General features: G+C 33.7%; 17 protein-coding genes. 5 read left to right on the top strand and 12 right to left on the bottom strand.

Annotation, left to right across the window (positions count from 1 at the left end; genetic code table 11):
- Nucleotides 1-19: 19 nt before the first annotated feature.
- Nucleotides 20-364 (bottom strand): DUF4296 domain-containing protein, encoded by a 345-nt coding sequence (locus QYS47_RS09075; RefSeq protein WP_302125777.1) that lies wholly within the window; start codon nucleotides 362-364, stop codon nucleotides 20-22.
- Between the two features lie 134 nt (nucleotides 365-498).
- Here QYS47_RS09075 and QYS47_RS09080 point away from each other — a divergent pair, with 134 nt between their 5' ends.
- Genes QYS47_RS09080 through QYS47_RS09090 form a run of 3 tightly spaced genes read left to right on the top strand, consistent with a single transcriptional unit; the run spans nucleotide 499 to nucleotide 3,291 of the window.
- Nucleotides 499-1,377 carry a DUF58 domain-containing protein gene (locus QYS47_RS09080; RefSeq protein WP_322345640.1) on the top strand — a complete coding sequence of 293 codons (879 nt, stop codon included), beginning with the start codon at nucleotides 499-501 and terminating at the stop codon, nucleotides 1,375-1,377.
- Complete coding sequence (locus QYS47_RS09085; protein WP_302125775.1) at nucleotides 1,374-2,264, top strand: hypothetical protein; 891 nt, start codon at nucleotides 1,374-1,376, stop codon at nucleotides 2,262-2,264. The genes QYS47_RS09080 and QYS47_RS09085 overlap by 4 nt, the downstream gene beginning before the upstream one ends.
- Nucleotides 2,254-3,291 (top strand): vWA domain-containing protein, encoded by a 1,038-nt coding sequence (locus QYS47_RS09090; RefSeq protein WP_322345643.1) that lies wholly within the window; start codon nucleotides 2,254-2,256, stop codon nucleotides 3,289-3,291. The genes QYS47_RS09085 and QYS47_RS09090 overlap by 11 nt, the downstream gene beginning before the upstream one ends.
- A gap of 93 nt (nucleotides 3,292-3,384) precedes the next feature.
- Here QYS47_RS09090 and QYS47_RS09095 read toward each other — a convergent pair whose 3' ends face one another.
- The 5 genes from QYS47_RS09095 to QYS47_RS09115 form a co-directional block, all read right to left on the bottom strand.
- Complete coding sequence (locus QYS47_RS09095) at nucleotides 3,385-4,740, bottom strand: NAD-dependent succinate-semialdehyde dehydrogenase (RefSeq protein ID WP_322345645.1); 1,356 nt, start codon at nucleotides 4,738-4,740, stop codon at nucleotides 3,385-3,387.
- 26 nt (nucleotides 4,741-4,766) lie between these two features.
- Entirely contained in the window at nucleotides 4,767-5,522 is a 756-nt protein-coding gene (locus tag QYS47_RS09100; RefSeq protein WP_302125773.1) for an EI24 domain-containing protein, read from the bottom strand.
- Complete coding sequence (locus QYS47_RS09105; protein ID WP_322345647.1) at nucleotides 5,519-5,908, bottom strand: rhodanese-like domain-containing protein; 390 nt, start codon at nucleotides 5,906-5,908, stop codon at nucleotides 5,519-5,521. Before QYS47_RS09105 ends, QYS47_RS09100 begins: the two co-directional genes overlap by 4 nt.
- An 86-nt stretch (nucleotides 5,909-5,994) precedes the next feature.
- A complete protein-coding gene (murA, locus tag QYS47_RS09110) occupies nucleotides 5,995-7,302 on the bottom strand; it encodes a UDP-N-acetylglucosamine 1-carboxyvinyltransferase (protein WP_322345649.1) in 1,308 nt (435 codons plus the stop codon).
- A 3-nt stretch (nucleotides 7,303-7,305) separates the two neighbouring features.
- Complete coding sequence (locus QYS47_RS09115; protein WP_308356859.1) at nucleotides 7,306-7,944, bottom strand: DUF4290 domain-containing protein; 639 nt, start codon at nucleotides 7,942-7,944, stop codon at nucleotides 7,306-7,308.
- 207 nt (nucleotides 7,945-8,151) lie between these two features.
- Here QYS47_RS09115 and QYS47_RS09120 point away from each other — a divergent pair, with 207 nt between their 5' ends.
- Nucleotides 8,152-10,014, top strand: a complete 1,863-nt coding sequence (locus QYS47_RS09120; RefSeq protein ID WP_308356858.1) for a M1 family metallopeptidase — start codon at nucleotides 8,152-8,154, stop codon at nucleotides 10,012-10,014.
- Nucleotides 10,015-10,105: 91 nt separating this feature from the next.
- Nucleotides 10,106-11,197 carry an MFS transporter gene (locus QYS47_RS09125; RefSeq protein WP_322345652.1) on the top strand — a complete coding sequence of 364 codons (1,092 nt, stop codon included), beginning with the start codon at nucleotides 10,106-10,108 and terminating at the stop codon, nucleotides 11,195-11,197.
- Between the two features lie 79 nt (nucleotides 11,198-11,276).
- Here QYS47_RS09125 and paaD read toward each other — a convergent pair whose 3' ends face one another.
- The 6 genes from paaD to QYS47_RS09155 all read right to left on the bottom strand — a co-directional run bounded on the left by paaD (nucleotide 11,277) and on the right by QYS47_RS09155 (nucleotide 15,430).
- On the bottom strand, nucleotides 11,277-11,762 hold the full coding sequence (gene paaD, locus QYS47_RS09130) for a 1,2-phenylacetyl-CoA epoxidase subunit PaaD (RefSeq protein WP_322345654.1): 486 nt from the start codon (nucleotides 11,760-11,762) through the stop codon (nucleotides 11,277-11,279).
- Nucleotides 11,763-11,790: 28 nt separating this feature from the next.
- Nucleotides 11,791-12,546 carry a 1,2-phenylacetyl-CoA epoxidase subunit PaaC gene (gene paaC, locus QYS47_RS09135; RefSeq protein ID WP_322345655.1) on the bottom strand — a complete coding sequence of 252 codons (756 nt, stop codon included), beginning with the start codon at nucleotides 12,544-12,546 and terminating at the stop codon, nucleotides 11,791-11,793.
- 3 nt (nucleotides 12,547-12,549) lie between these two features.
- Nucleotides 12,550-13,191, bottom strand: coding sequence for a phenylacetic acid degradation b (locus QYS47_RS09140; protein ID WP_322345657.1), 642 nt, complete (start codon nucleotides 13,189-13,191; stop codon nucleotides 12,550-12,552).
- 17 nt (nucleotides 13,192-13,208) lie between these two features.
- Nucleotides 13,209-14,207 carry a 1,2-phenylacetyl-CoA epoxidase subunit PaaA gene (gene paaA, locus QYS47_RS09145; RefSeq protein WP_308356854.1) on the bottom strand — a complete coding sequence of 333 codons (999 nt, stop codon included), beginning with the start codon at nucleotides 14,205-14,207 and terminating at the stop codon, nucleotides 13,209-13,211.
- Between the two features lie 18 nt (nucleotides 14,208-14,225).
- The gene (locus tag QYS47_RS09150; protein ID WP_322345660.1) at nucleotides 14,226-14,813 is read right to left on the bottom strand and encodes a TetR/AcrR family transcriptional regulator; all 588 of its coding nucleotides are present in this window, start codon (nucleotides 14,811-14,813) and stop codon (nucleotides 14,226-14,228) included.
- Nucleotides 14,814-14,875: 62 nt separating this feature from the next.
- Nucleotides 14,876-15,430 carry a DUF4256 domain-containing protein gene (locus tag QYS47_RS09155; RefSeq protein ID WP_322345662.1) on the bottom strand — a complete coding sequence of 185 codons (555 nt, stop codon included), beginning with the start codon at nucleotides 15,428-15,430 and terminating at the stop codon, nucleotides 14,876-14,878.
- Nucleotides 15,431-15,439: the final 9 nt, after the last annotated feature.

Below are 15,439 nucleotides of genomic sequence, written 5' to 3' on the forward strand. Positions count from 1 at the left end.
AAAAATTTGGGCTATTTATTTATTTTTTTGCGTTTTGTATTTGCTCTCGAAGACTTACGGTGTCAATTACAATGTCATAAACCTTTTCTAGTTTTTGAGGATATTCTAAATAGTATTTAAAACTTTCCTTGTAAACGGAATCATTAGTACCATGATCTTCGAATATTTTTAACTCATAATGCCTTAAAACTGTTTCTGCTGAATCAGGTCCTACATTAATATTATTGGCTTTGTATTCTGCGTAGTAGATGTCTGAAAGAATTAAAGCCATTTTTTCTTCAGATAATATACCTTTTGGCCTTTCTTCTTTTCCACTACAGGAAACAATTGCTAATATTGTGAGGATATAGATGAGATTTTTCATTTTTATAGTATTATTACAATTTGCTTTATCAAATTCGTTGCCAAATGTAATTTTGGAAACTGATGCTAACAATTATCGTTATCTTTTTCGTTTGATAAACTGAATGGCAAAATTAATAAATAAAAAGACCTATTATGAGGGAGCTATTTAAAAAGCTTCGTAAATATGAAATAAAAATCCGAAAAGCTGTGAATAATCAGATGCAGGGTGATTTTCATTCTGTATTTAAGGGCTCTGGATTAGAATTTGATGATGTACGCCCATATCAGTATGGTGATGATGTAAGAACTATCGACTGGAATGTGTCTGCAAAAGGACATGGAACCTTTGTAAAGACATTTAAAGAAGATAAAGAGCAGAATGTATATTTTTTGATAGATGTGAGTGCTTCTCAAGAAATAGGATTAGAAGGGAGGCAAAAGGCTGATATTGCGAAAGAGATAGCAGGAGTATTGTGTATCTCTGCCTTAAAAGAAGGCAGCCAGGTAGGTATGGTGGGTTATTCTGATCAACGAGAACTTTATATAAAACCAGGTAAAGGACAAAAGCATGGGTATTATGCCATTTCAAAATTGTTCAAACTTCAACCTAAATCTCTAAAAACTAGTCTGGATAAAGGTTTGTCCTATTTGCTTGGTTTAGTAAAAAGAAGAAGTGTTATCTTTTTAATTAGTGATTTTGTGGATGAAGGATACGAGCATCATTTAAAGGCATTGGCTAGAAAGCATGATTTAGTTGTAATTCACATAAAAGATAAATTAGAAACTGATCTGCCTATGTTGGGCATCGTACCCATCAAAGATAAAGAAACTGGCAAGACTAGATGGGTGAATACTTCAAGTGCTGAATTCAAAAAGCAATTTCAAAAGAAAAATAAAGATCATTCGGCTGAGTTGAAGGATATTTGTAAAAGAAATCAGGCCGATTATATCTTAATTGATACTCAAGAAGATTATACTTCACAATTAATTAAATTATTTAAAATCAGAAATTTAAGCAAGAAAAAAGCATGAGGAAATACGGGTTGAGCTTATTTTTTAGTCTTGCGATTTTCACCAATTTAATCGGACAACAAATAGAGCCGGAAGGGGAGTTTCTACAAGATAGTTTAGCTATAGGTGAACCAATTCAATACAGTTTGAGCGTTAGTTATCCGGCAGATTTTCAGTTACTAATGCCGGACTCTTTATACAGTTATGCTCCTTTTGAATATGTGGCCAAAGAGTATTTTCCCACTCAAAGTGATAGTATTAAAAGCTTTGATAGTGTAGTTTATACGCTCACGTCTTTTGAAATTGATAAAATACAGAGATTAAAGCTTCCAGTTTTTATCGTTCAGGATGGAGATAGTACACCAGTATACACATCAGTTGACTCAATTTACCTTGCTGAGCAGATCGATGTAGTGACAGATAGCTTGCAAATGCAAACCGAAACTACAATAGTAAAGCTGGATAAAGATTTTAATTATCCTTATTTTATTGCTTTTCTTATTGTCCTGGGGATCATTGTATTATTGATTTTGGTTTTCTTTGGTAAGAAAATTAGAAAAAGATGGCTGATCTGGAGATTAAATAAAAGACATAAGAAATTTAAAGAGGATTTTGATTCAAAAATTTCTAAAGTTGAAAATTCAAATGCATCAGAAATTGAGAAATTATTATTCAAGTGGAAGAGACATGTGGAATTTATATCAAAGCATCCGTATGCTAAGTTAACGAGTAAGGAAATTTTTGAAATGCAGCAGGATGAGAATCTCTATGAGAATTTAAAGTTAATCGATAAATCAATTTATAGTTCTAAAGGGAAATCAGATGCTACTGAGGCATTTAAATTTTTAATAAACTACGCTGATATCATTTTAGAAAACAGAATTAAATCAATTCAGGATGGAAAGTAATAGTTGGTTGAGTTTAGATTGGTTTTCTCCAGAGAGATTAAAGGCTTTTGAATATGAGTTTCCAATTGCTTTTTATGCAATGATCGCTTTGCCGTTAGTCTATTTACTAGTGGAATGGCTAAAGGCTAGATTTAGTCCGAAAGTTCCTGTTGCATTTAGAGGTGAGGGGATAGGATTTCAATTTTCATCTATTCTAAGGTTTATTCCATTTATCTTACTTCTTTTTTCAGCTTTATTAATGCTGTTGGCTCTGGCTCGTCCTCAACAAACCAATGAAAGAGTGGAGCAATGGACAGAAGGTATTGATATTATGTTGGTGATGGATATTTCAGAATCTATGAAAATCCAAGACTTTACACCCAACCGACTTGAAGCAGCTAAACAAGTAGCAAATGACTTTATTGATGGGAGGTTTCAAGATAGGATAGGTTTAACCATTTTTAGTGGAGAGGCTTATTCATTATCCCCGTTAACCACTGATTATAAAATGCTAAAAAATCAGATTTTAGACATCAATTTCAAAATGATGGAAGCATCTGGAACTGCAATTGGAAGTGCTTTAGCAGTTGGAACCAACAGAATGCGTGAGTCTGATTCCAAATCGAAGGTTTTAATACTGTTAAGTGATGGGGATAATAATGCTGGGAATATTGACCCAGAAACAGCTGCTAAATTGGCCAATGCATATGGTATTAAGATTTATACAATTGCTATTGGGAAAGAAGGTAAAGTGCCTTATGGGAAAGATTTCTTTGGTAGAACGCGCTACATTGAAAACTCAATGGATGTAACTGGATTGAAGAATATCGCTGAAATAGGAGAAGGAAAGTTTTATCGAGCAACGGATAATAAAGCTTTGGAAGAAGTTTTCAATATTATCGATCAATATGAGAAAGCTGAGATTAAAGAAACCCGATATAAAGACACTAAAGATTATTATGATGTCTATCTAAAATGGGCTATTGTATTTTTCCTCCTTTGGATGTTTACTAAATCCACATACATTTCAAATATTCTGGTAGATTAATTTCGCAGGCTTTAAAAAAAGTAAAAGCCCGTGTCAAATGTGCAGAATCCACGGGCTTTAATCTATATTAATTACTATGCTTCAATAATAACTTCAATCAATCCAAATGGTTTTTTGATTTATGAATTCTTTTATCCCAGCTTCTGATAATTCTCTGCCATAGCCACTCATTTTCACACCTCCGAAAGGAACTGCAGGGTGAGAAGCCATTAATTTATTAATGTAAACAGCTCCGCTATCTATTTTTCTAACTAGCTTTTTAGCTTTTTCAATATCCTTAGTCCATAGCGATCCGCCAAGTCCAAACCTAGAATCATTTGCTAATTTAACTGCATCATTTTCATCTTTAGCAATTAAGATTACAGCTACTGGTCCAAAAAGTTCTTCTTCATAAGCAGGCATGCCTGCTTTCACATTGGTTAATATGGTAGGTTCAAAGAATGCTTTATCTCGTTTTCCACCTATTAAAATTTTAGCTCCTTTTTCTACAGATTTTTGAACTTGCTCTTCTAGCTCTTTTGCTAAATCTTCTCGAGCCATGGGTCCATAATCAATATCCTCATCCTCTGGATTACCAATCTTAAGTTTTTCTAATTCTTCTTGAAAAATTTTTAAGAATTTATCCGCTATACTTTCCTCCAAGATAAATCGCTTTGCCGCTATACAACTCTGACCATTATTAATCATCCTTGCTTTTGCTCCGGTTTTGGCAGCATTTTCAATGTCAGCATCTTTTAAAACTATGAAAGGATCACTTCCTCCTAGTTCTAAAACTGTCTTCTTAAGATTTTTCCCTGCTCTTTCAGCCACTTTACTTCCTGCCAACTCACTACCTGTTAAAGTAGCGGCTTTCACTCTGTCATCATCTAAAACCATATTAACTTTTGAGGATGAAATCATTAGAGTCTGAAAGCAGCCTTTTGGGAAGCCGGCATCTTCAAATACTTCCTGAATGGCTAATGCACATTGTGGTACATTTGAAGCATGCTTAAGCAAACCTACATTTCCTGCCATAAGATTAGGCGCTGCAAATCGGAACACCTGCCAAAATGGGAAATTCCATGGCATCACTGCTAAAACAATCCCGATTGGATCGTGGGCAACGTAAGCTTGTCCATTTGGAACCTCAAGCGCTTGGTCTGCAAGAAAATCTTCTGCATTATTGGCATAATATTCACAAGCTAAAGCACATTTTTCAATTTCAGAAATGGCTTCCTTTTTAGCTTTACCCATTTCAGAGGTCATTAATTGGGCATATTTTTCTTTTCTGTCACGCAGTAATACTGCGGTTTTCAGCATCAATTCTTTTTTATGAGTAAAGTTTTCTTCTTTCCAAAACTTATAAGCTTTTTGACTTCTGCTTATTTTTTCTTTAATCTGTTGCTCAGAATCTTCTTCAAATGTTTTTAATGTTTCGTTATTGAATGGGTTCTTGCTTTCAATAGACATAAAATATTTTCCTTTAGGTTAAAAAATTATTGTATGCATTTATTTGAATGAATCCCAGCAGCTATTAGTGCAAAGGATGGAGCAAATAAAACACCTACAATAGGTATTAGTATAAACAGATTTAAAGCCAAACCGTTACCTAAAACCAGTCCTTTATGCTTAAAAATTTTAATTAGACTTTCTTTCACTGATAATTGAAAATATTCATTTCTGTAATCGAGCATTGAAGCTCCAAAGAAATAACTTTCCACCAAAAAAATTGCGATAGCTATAAAAGGTGATAAAAATGGAATTGAAATGCTTAAAAGTATCAGAATAAGGTATAAAACGATATTTATACCGAAAAGTATCATGGCCATCAGCATCCCTCTTCCAATTTCAGATACTAAACGAACAAGGTTTATTGATTTTTTTTGCTGGTTAAGAATATTTTGAGTTCTTTCCGATAGAATGGCAAGTACGGGAGCAAATATGACGAGAATTACATATTTGTAAATATTGATATATAAGGAAATCAGCAATAAACGGATGAATATTGCAATAAGAATTGAGATAAAACTAACCCATTCTTTCCAATCAGGTGGAAAATTAAAGCTTTGATAAATAATGTCAATGAGCTTGCCTGTGTATATCCAGGCAATTACGCCAACGAATATAAAGGCAAATAAATTGAAGAATGCAGACCCAAAAATAAAGCCTTTCAACTTATGCTTACGCACAAACTGAAAGGCTTCATAATAGGCTAATGTAGATTGACTAAATTCCGTGAAGAATCTTTTCATTTTTTAACGGGTAAATTAGCTGCTTGCCATGCTAACATACCTCCAGTAACATTCACTACATTTTTAAATCCTGCAGCTCTCATTTGATCAGATGCTCTTGCACTTCTTCCACCTGATCTACAAATCACATAATAGGTTTTGTTTTTATCAAGCCCTTCAATTGAAGAAGTAAAATAGTCTGTTTTTAAGAAGTCGATATTTTGACTTCCTTCGATATTCCCTTCTGCATATTCTTCAGGAGTACGAACATCTAATACTACTTTATCATCATCATTATTAAACTCTACTTTATTAAGTTCAGATACAGTCATATTCTCCTGAGCTGTTCCCTGTGAACAAGACACCATAAATAGGAGAGAAGCGAATGCGTATATTAAATTTTTCATTATTTATAATTTATTACAATTTACAAAGATATGCTATGCAAAGAAATAGTATGTATCATAAGTTACTTCAAGTATTCAATGATAATTTATTCTACCCTTTCAATCTTAGCACCTAATGCATTTAATCTTTCATCAATATTCTGATAGCCTCTATCAATTTGTTCCACATTGTGTATAGTGCTTTCACCATCAGCTGATAATGCAGCAATTAAAAGGGATACTCCAGCTCTGATATCAGGCGAAGTCATAGATATACCTCTTAAATTGATTTGTCTATCTAAACCTATAACTGTAGCTCTATGTGGATCACACAAAATGATTTGCGCCCCCATATCAATAAGCTTATCAGTAAAAAATAATCTACTTTCAAACATTTTCTGATGCACAAGAACTGTTCCTTTTGCTTGAGTTGCTACCACCAAAACAATACTTAATAAGTCAGGAGTAAAACCTGGCCAGATCGCATCAGCTATGGTCATAATTGAACCATCAATGAAGGTTTCTATTTCATAGTGCTGCTGAGCAGGAATGTATATATCATCACCTCTGAATTCCATTTGAATCCCTAATCTTTTGAAAGTATCAGGTATAATACCAAGATGCTCAATTCCCGCATTTTTGATCGTAATTTCAGATTGAGTCATAGCAGCTAAGCCAATGAAACTTCCGATTTCAATCATATCAGGAAGCATAGTGTGCTCAGTACCTTTTAAACTTCCAACTCCTTCAATATGAAGAAGATTAGACCCTATACCTTGAATTTTAGCCCCCATTCTTTCCAGCATTTTACATAGTTGCTGGATATAAGGTTCACATGCAGCATTATATATGGTGGTTTTACCTTTTGCCATAGAGGCTGCCATAATAATATTAGCAGTTCCCGTTACCGAAGCTTCATCCAAATGAATGTAAGTCCCTTCAAGATGAGAAGCGTCAATGTGGTAATAATTTTTTTCAGACTCAAATAAAAACTTAGCTCCAAGCTTTTGGAAACCAATAAAGTGTGTATCTAATCTTCTTCTACCAATTTTATCGCCTCCAGGCTTAGGAATCATTGCTTTTCCAAATCTAGCTAAAAGAGGACCTAATAGCATAATAGAACCTCTTAAGGATGCAGCCTTTTTTGTGTATTCAGCTGTTCCGAAAAAGTCAAGGTTTACGTTCTTAGCCGTAAACTCATAGCTTTCTTCACCAATTTTATTGATTTCAACTCCTAAATCATTCAGCAAGTCAATGAGTTTATTGACATCTACTATATTAGGTACCTTATGAATAGTGACCGTTTCAGGTGTTAACAGTACTGCGCAAAGAATCTGTAAAGCTTCATTTTTTGCACCTTGTGGATGAATTTCACCGGAAAGTTTTTGACCTCCAGTAATTTTAAATGATGCCATTGATTAATTTCTTCTTCTTTTTTGGTTACTTCCTTTACTTGTTCTTTTTCCTTTGTTGTTATTTCTTGGTCTGTTGTCTTTATAGATAGTATCAAAACCATTAGTAGCCTTAACATGCTCAATATCTACAGTAAGTTTACCACCTGATAATTGCTTTATATTATCTACAATAGCTTCTTCAGTAACATTATCTCTATTCCAAGTAGTATAGAAAGTTTTCATCAATCTACCGATATAATAAACGGCAGCTTGTTTTTCTTCAGGATCTTCAATGCTGATTGCTTTCTCAACTAACAATTCAATATTACGTCCATAATGTTTAAACTTTACTTCATCAGTAGCATATTTAACTGCTTGTGGTTTTTTCCCTAACACTTCCTTTTCAGGCATTGGATAAGGGCTATCTACATCTAAATTGAAATCTGACATGATATATAAATCATCCCAGTATTTCTGCATGTTTTCATTATTATGATCTTTTGGCCCACTACTTAGTTGTTTAATCAAATCAACAACAGTATAAGCCATTTTATTACGAGTCTCCTTGTCTTCAACTGTTCTTAAATGCTTGACCAACATTTGGACATTTCGTCCATATTCTTTTAATTTCATTTCAGGTCTTTGGGTGTTATACTCTAACATAGTCTTTGCTTATTATTCACAAAGTTAGAAAATTAGAAATAAAATATGCGCATTACAATTTTATATCGGGAAAATAAGCTTTTAGCTAAAAAAATTATGGTTAAACTTCAATTCATCAGTTAAAATCTAAAGCTTATAAAAAATACATTTGCATATTGATAAGAAATAACCATTTTTGAGATTGTAAAAAATCAAAATATAATCATTATGAAATTAAAATTCTTAGGATTAGTAATGGCTATGTTGCTTACTTCATTATTTGCTTTTGGACAAACAAGTGAAAGATGGCAACAGGCTATCAATTATGAGATGGAAATTGATATGGATGTAGAATCACATCAATTTGATGGGAAGCAAAAAGCTACCTATACCAATAATTCTCCTGATCAATTAAATAAAGTATTTTATCATTTATATTTCAATGCATTCCAGCCTAACAGCATGATGGATGTTCGTTCAAGAACAATCAAAGATCCAGATAGAAGAGTAATGGATAGAATTAGTAAGTTAAGTGAAGATGAGATTGGATATCAAAAAATCAAAAGCTTAAAGCAAGATGGCAAAGATGTGAAGTATGAAGTAGTAGGAACCATTCTTGAAGTGGATTTAAATGAACCTATCGAGCCAGGTGAAACAGTTGAATTTGATATGGAGTTTGAAGGTCAGGTTCCAGTTCAAATCAGAAGATCAGGTAGAGATAATGCTGAAGGCGTAAGCTATTCTATGGCGCAATGGTATCCCAGAATGTCTGAATATGACTATCAGGGATGGCATTCTAATCCTTATATAGGAAGAGAATTTCATGGTATTTGGGGTGATTTTGATGTGAAAATCACTATTGATGAAGATTATGTTTTAGGTGGAACTGGTTATATTCAAAACCCAGAAGAAGTAGGTCATGGTTACCAAAAAAATGGAACTGAAGGAGGTAAAGGAAAGAAAGGGAAATTAACATGGCACTTCAAAGCACCTAAAGTAATTGATTTTATGTGGGCTGCTGATCCTGATTTTAAACATACTAAAGCTCAGGTTCCTAACGGTCCTGAATTACATTTCTTATATCAAGAGAATGACAAGACTAAAGAAAACTGGGAAAAGTTACCTGAGTATACTGTTAAGGCTTTTGAATATATGAATAAAACATTTGGTAAATATCCGTATGATCAGTTCTCTGTTATCCAAGGGGGTGATGGTGGTATGGAATACCCAATGTCTACTTTAATCACAGGTGAAAGAAGTTTAGGAAGTCTTGTTGGTGTAACGGTTCATGAGATGTTCCACAGTTGGTACCAAGGAGTTTTAGCAACTAACGAGTCATTATATGAATGGATGGATGAAGGATTTACTTCATTTGGTTCTGCGGAAACTATGAATGTGATCATGGAGCAGGGACAAGAAAATCCTCAAGCTGGAAATTATAGAGGTTATTTAGCTTTAGCTGAAAGTGGAATTGAAGAACCAATGAGTACGCATGCTGATCATTATATGACAAACTTTGCCTATGGTAGAGCTGCCTATTCTAAAGGGGCTACATTCTTAGGTCAGTTAAGATATATAATAGGAGAGGAGACCTTTTATCCTGCTATGAGAACTTATTTTAATACTTGGAAATTCAAGCATCCTAATGATAATGATTTCATCAGAATCATGGAAAAAGCTTCAGGTTTAGAATTAGATTGGTATAAGGAATACTGGGTTTATTCAACTAAGCAAATTGATTATGGCATTGAGTCAGTAATGGAAAAAGAGGGTAAATCTTTTGTTACTTTAAAGAAAGTAGGGAATATGCCAATGCCTTTAGAGGTTTCAGTTTCTTATAATGATGGAAGTAGTGAAGTAATTTATATTCCATTAAGAATTATGAGAGGTGAGAAATCATTTGGAGATGATGTTAATGTAAATATCAAAGCTGATTGGCCATGGGTTTATCCAACTTATACATTTGAATTAAACAAGCCTGCTTCTGAAATCAAATCAATGGTAATTGATGAGAATGAAGGTATGGCAGATGTTGACAGATCAAATAATGTTTTTGATGCTGAGAAGCACTTGAAGGCTACTTTTGAGTAGTAATTAAGCATATTTTAAATAAAAAGTCTTTACATGAAATCCGTATATGATCTGCATTTCGTAGATTGGATAAAATGTAAAGACTTTTTTTATGGAAAAACAAACTACATCATCTATCCAATGGAAGCAAATGATATCTCTTTTAGGTCTTTATGCTTCCGTTATTATAGGTTGGATAGCCTATCACAGATATCAGCCTGCTTTATTAGATACATTTAATATGAATGATTTTGAACCTATTTTAATATGGGGACAAGCTATTATTCTAATATTAACCCCACCATTAGCAGGTTATTTAGGAGATAAATACAGACATAAATTAGGCAATAGGTTGAGGATTGTAACATTAGGTGTAAGTTTCGCAGCTATGATTTTTATGACCGTAGCTTTTACCTTAATTGTAAATCCACCAAGATCATTTGTTTTATATGCTTTGCCTGTTTTAGTGATCTTATGGTTATTTGCCATGAGCTTATTTACAAGCCCAGCAATTTCTACTATTGAAATGTTTACACCTACTACAAAGTTACCCATTACGGTTGCTGCTTTAACGATTACCTCTGATTTACTATATTCACTTGAACCTGTTATTGTCGATATAATTGATTTCTTAGGTGGAGCAGCCACTTTTGCAGTGGGAGGTATCATTGTATCCATTTCGGGTTATCTACTGAGGAAATATTCTTTAGAAATAACAGATAAAGGAGAAGAAAAAAGGCCAGATGAGCTTAAACCTAAGACTCAAATGTGGAAAGTGATTTTACTAGGTGTAGGGATGGGCTTATTTTCTGGTTTTATAATTGAAGTTTTTCCAAATTATTTAGATAAGCTTGAATCAGTAGTAGGAATTAGTGGTCAGTGGATTTCAAGTTTAGTATTAGTATTAACAGCCATATTTTCAGTCATCATTAGTAGAAAGATTACAGACCATAATATTGTAAAGCTATTAGCGATAGGTTTAGTATTCGCAGGTTTAAGCACTATCGGAATATTTACTATATCTGATAATCAATTAATATTGGCAGTGCTTATAATATTTGCACTATTTTATGCTATGGTTAATGTAACAGCTTTGCCCTTGGCATTGCAAAATACTAGTGTTAAAGAAAAAGTTTTTGGAGTAGGAGTATTCTTTTGTGGTTTTGAGATTCCAAATAGTGTAATAGATGTTTTACTTATTTAGTGGTTTATTAATGTTAAGAAATAAGAAAGCCTGCTAGTAATAGCAGGCTTTCTTATTTCTTAAACTTATATAATGGTTATTATATGGGTTTGAAACTTTCAAATGCTTCTCCACAATTGTTACAATGATGTAGAGATCGACATAAAGTTGGGCCAAAAGGTGATTTTAAAGTAGTATTAGTACTATCACAATTAGGACACTCAGCATGTTCGATAATATCTAAATCCTCAATTACATTATTGTGTACTGGAGGTGGCGCTAAACCAAACTTTTTAAGAGCTCTTTTGCCTTCATCCGAAATCATATCCGAACTCCAAGTAGTATCCAAATTAAGATTAACCGTATGATTTGTGATATCGTGCTTATTTAATACCTCAATCACATCGTTTTTCATATAATCCATAGCAGGACATCCAATAAAAGTGGGAGTCATATTTACGGTTACATGATCTCCATCAATCTTTATTCCTGTAATTACGCCTAAATCAACTAATGAAATAACAGGGATTTCTGGATCCTTCACCTCTTTCAGTAACTCTAATATTTTATCCTCAGTTATAGTCATCACAAGTTTTTTTAATTTTCTATTTTAATTACCAATCAGCAGTTGGGTCAACTCTGAATACTTCACTCATTTCCTCAACTAATGGTTGAAGATGCTCAGTATGCTTTCCATATCTACCACCATACACAGCTTCAATTGAATTCCAATCTGGTAATTTCAAACCTGCTTCCTCCAAAACAATGGCAATATTTTCTTTCCACTGCTTCTCAATTTCAGCTTCTCCAGGGTAAACACCTGCTTCTACTATTTCTTTTTCAAATTTAGAAGGTTCAAACATTCCTAAAGCATAAGGTAAGGCCTTTTCTAAGCTTTTTTGAAGTCTATCATGAGCTTCTTCATTTGCAGTAGCTAATTGCTTAATCCAAGTATTGGCATGCATCACATGATATTTAATTTCACCTTTTAATTTTCTAGCTACTTTTGCGACTTCTTCAATAGGACACTCAGCTAACATGCTAAACCTAATATAATCCGCATGATCAAATAAGAAATGACGGATTAAGCTGAAATCATATTCACCAATTGGCAATTCTACAAATTGACTATTATGAAATTGTTCTGCATTTCTTGTGAATGCTACAGTATCAGGATCTTGCTCTCCTAGTTGATGAAGAAGTTGATAAAACGCTAAGCTTTGCCCTACTTTATCTTGTGCCATAGAAGAAAAAGCAATGTCTTCTTCTAATAATGGGCCAACTCCCGTCCACTCGGAATTTCTATGACCTAAAATCAATAGATCATCCGCAATTTTATATAACAAATCTTTTAGTGCTTCTTCAGTCATGGCTTATGCGTTTTGTTCTGCTTTAAATTTTTTAATCTTCTCAGTGGCTCTGTAATCCATTGCATCTCTGTATTTCTTCTCAGGAAGAGTCTCCCAAATATCAGTGAATTCTTCACCCTCAATCTTCAAGAAGTCTTCTTCTTTTGCTACCCAAATATTAAGGATGGCTTTCTCTTCCTGAAATTTGCTTTTCGCATTAAATAAAGCTTCTTCGAAAGAGGTAGCTTCCAATTCACCCACATGCACGTGTTGCTTTCCTCTTTTCTTCAAATGAAAAACTTGATAAGCTTCATTTTTACCTTTTTCAGCCCCCTCCATAATTTCTTCATGAATGAAATCATAAATATCTTCATCATTTTCGGTGATGGGAGAGACCTGGATATTGTCTGTTTTGATTACCCAAACGCCTGAACAGCTCATCCCTCTTCGGCTGAACTGTTCTTTAGCAAATAAAAATGCCATATCAATAGTTGGGGCATGAACAATACCCTCATGTTGATAAGGTTTATTTTCTTTAGGCTGAACAAATACCTCAAAAGTTACAAATTGATCCTTGTTTTCCTTTGAAGGAAAAGTAGTACCAAACTCTGCTGGGATATTCAACCTATTTATTCTAGGGTCAAGCGAGTTTAAAAAATCTGACATAGTAATTTTTTTAAAAATTAAGCTAATGGAGCAACGTATTCTTCACCTTTTGTTTTAGCAGTTAAGGCTCTTCTTACCCAAGCACCTCTTTCTTCAGCTGTTCTTCTTACTGCTAAACGCTCTTTGTTACAAGGTCCATCACCATTAATAACTCTTTTAAATTCTTCCCAATCTGGTTCAGTGAATTCCCATTCACCTGTTTCCTCATTTTTCTTTAAGTTCTCATCAGGAATAGTTAATCCTAATTCCCAGATTTTAGGTACATACATGTCTAAAAACTGCTGACGACACTCATCATTAGTAGCCATCTTTACTTTCCATTTCGTTAAAATTTGAGTGTGCGTTGACATTTTATCAGAAGGACCAAAGAAGTGCATCATTGGTGCCCACCATCTATTTACCGCTTCTTGCATCATTTGTCTTTGCTTAGGAGTACCTGTAGCAAGGTGAATTACACAATGATGTCCATACTTTAAATGGAAAGATTCTTCAGCACAGATTCTATCTAAAGCTCTGCAATATGGTCCATAACTACCTCTAGCATTCGCTAATTGGTTAACAATTGCACCAGCATCTACTAACCATGAAATAAAACATGAATCTGCCCATGTGAAAGTAGGGTAGTTGAAAATGTTAGAGTATTTTGATTTACCTGTGATAAGGTCTTCAATCATTTGCTCACGGCTTTTTCCTAAGGTTTCAGCAGCACCGTATAATAATTGCGCGTGACCTACCTCATCTTGTACTTTCGCCATTAAAGCTAATTTTCTTTTGAAACCAGGTGCTCTTGTAATCCAAGTTCCTTCAGGAAGAGCCCCAATAATTTCAGAGTGAGCGTGTTGCTCAATCATTCTTATTAATTGCTTTCTGTATAGCTTTGGCATCCAATCATTAGGTTCAATTTTCTCACCTCTTGCTATTCGAGCTTCAAATTCAGCTAATTTTTGTGGGTCTTCATCTTTCAGTAACTCATTGTTTACTGATGAAGGTTCAAATACTTGTCCGCCTCCGTACATAATTATTGTGTTTTAAGTTTAAGATCTAATTTTTAATCCATTAATGAATACATCGGTTACATTCTCAGCAATTTCTTCTGGGCTTAATTGCCCTTCAGGTTTATACCAAGATGGCATCCAATTTATCGATGATAGTAATGCTAAAACAGTGAATTTCGCATCCATCTTTTTGAATACCCCTTCTTTATATCCGTCAATTAATATTTGGATAAATTTATTTTCATAAGAATTTCTCATATCGAGAAATTCTTTTAAGTATTTATCACTCAAATGTCTCCATTCCGAAAAGAACACTGCACTTGCAGCACTATCTTTAGTTAATACTTTCACATGGGACGCTACTGCGTTTTTAAGTCTGATATCAGCACTTAAATCTGCAGATTCTACTTTTTCTAAAGAGTTGAAAAAATCGTTTGCCATTTGAAAACAAATAGTCTGTAAAATCTCTTCCTTCGATTTAATATGAGAGTACAAACTAGCAGCTTCAATACCTATGTAACTGGCTAAGTCACGCATGCTTGTGGCGGCATAACCTTGTTTTTGAAAAAGTGAAGTAGCTTTATCAATTATTTGCTGCTTTCTATTTCCTTTTATTTTTGTAATCATTTGGTCAAAGATAATAAACTAACGTTCGTTAGGGAAATAAAGTTCAAAGAAATTTTAAATTATTATATAGAGATTTCAACAGAACCTCTTAAACCTCTGGCGCTGTAATATGAATCTGCTCCATTATGATAAATAAAAACATGCTTGTATCTAAAATCGGCAAATAGTGCACCTCCTAATTTACGGATTTCTTCGGGAGTTTCAATCCAACTAGAGGTTTTGGTATCAAAGTTCTCTATAGATTGAAGGTATTTGTAATCCTTTTCATTTAATATTTTTATTCCCAGTTCGTTAGAGATATCTTCTGCGCTATTTTTGGGTGGATTCTTTTTTCTATTTATTAAAGCTTCATGATCATAACACAAGCTTCTTCTACCTGAGGGGCTTTCCTTACTAAAATCAAGATACAATATTCTGCCATCAGGAAATTTTAAGAGGTCTGGTTCACCACCAGTTTTTTCCATCTTATAAATGGTATTCAAAATGGATTCGTTTGCATTAAGAAAGTCTGAAATAGTACTCCAATTCATTTCTTTATGCCTATGCATATTTTGATGAAAGCGAGTTTTTAATGTGCTTTTAAACTGCTCTTTTTCGGCTTCAGTTATTTGATTCAATGTTCAATA

Origin of the sequence: Marivirga arenosa, assembly GCF_030503875.2 — a bacterium.
Classification (GTDB): domain Bacteria; phylum Bacteroidota; class Bacteroidia; order Cytophagales; family Cyclobacteriaceae; genus Marivirga; species Marivirga arenosa.

What these genes read in the sequence shown, in the direction of transcription:
- QYS47_RS09095 (WP_322345645.1), bottom strand. Translation starts at nt 4,740, where the DNA reads ATGTCTATTGAAAGCAAGAACCCATTCAATAACGAAACATTAAAAACA.
- paaA (WP_308356854.1), bottom strand. Translation starts at nt 14,207, where the DNA reads ATGTACGGAGGCGGACAAGTATTTGAACCTTCATCAGTAAACAATGAG.
- QYS47_RS09080 (WP_322345640.1), top strand. Translation starts at nt 499, where the DNA reads ATGAGGGAGCTATTTAAAAAGCTTCGTAAATATGAAATAAAAATCCGA.
- QYS47_RS09125 (WP_322345652.1), top strand. Translation starts at nt 10,106, where the DNA reads ATGGAAAAACAAACTACATCATCTATCCAATGGAAGCAAATGATATCT.
- murA (WP_322345649.1), bottom strand. Translation starts at nt 7,302, where the DNA reads ATGGCATCATTTAAAATTACTGGAGGTCAAAAACTTTCCGGTGAAATT.
- QYS47_RS09090 (WP_322345643.1), top strand. Translation starts at nt 2,254, where the DNA reads ATGGAAAGTAATAGTTGGTTGAGTTTAGATTGGTTTTCTCCAGAGAGA.
- QYS47_RS09140 (WP_322345657.1), bottom strand. Translation starts at nt 13,191, where the DNA reads ATGTCAGATTTTTTAAACTCGCTTGACCCTAGAATAAATAGGTTGAAT.
- QYS47_RS09105 (WP_322345647.1), bottom strand. Translation starts at nt 5,908, where the DNA reads ATGAAAAATTTAATATACGCATTCGCTTCTCTCCTATTTATGGTGTCT.
- QYS47_RS09085 (WP_302125775.1), top strand. Translation starts at nt 1,374, where the DNA reads ATGAGGAAATACGGGTTGAGCTTATTTTTTAGTCTTGCGATTTTCACC.
- paaC (WP_322345655.1), bottom strand. Translation starts at nt 12,546, where the DNA reads ATGACTGAAGAAGCACTAAAAGATTTGTTATATAAAATTGCGGATGAT.
- QYS47_RS09100 (WP_302125773.1), bottom strand. Translation starts at nt 5,522, where the DNA reads ATGAAAAGATTCTTCACGGAATTTAGTCAATCTACATTAGCCTATTAT.
- QYS47_RS09120 (WP_308356858.1), top strand. Translation starts at nt 8,152, where the DNA reads ATGAAATTAAAATTCTTAGGATTAGTAATGGCTATGTTGCTTACTTCA.
- QYS47_RS09150 (WP_322345660.1), bottom strand. Translation starts at nt 14,813, where the DNA reads ATGATTACAAAAATAAAAGGAAATAGAAAGCAGCAAATAATTGATAAA.
- QYS47_RS09075 (WP_302125777.1), bottom strand. Translation starts at nt 364, where the DNA reads ATGAAAAATCTCATCTATATCCTCACAATATTAGCAATTGTTTCCTGT.
- paaD (WP_322345654.1), bottom strand. Translation starts at nt 11,762, where the DNA reads ATGACTATAACTGAGGATAAAATATTAGAGTTACTGAAAGAGGTGAAG.
- QYS47_RS09115 (WP_308356859.1), bottom strand. Translation starts at nt 7,944, where the DNA reads ATGTTAGAGTATAACACCCAAAGACCTGAAATGAAATTAAAAGAATAT.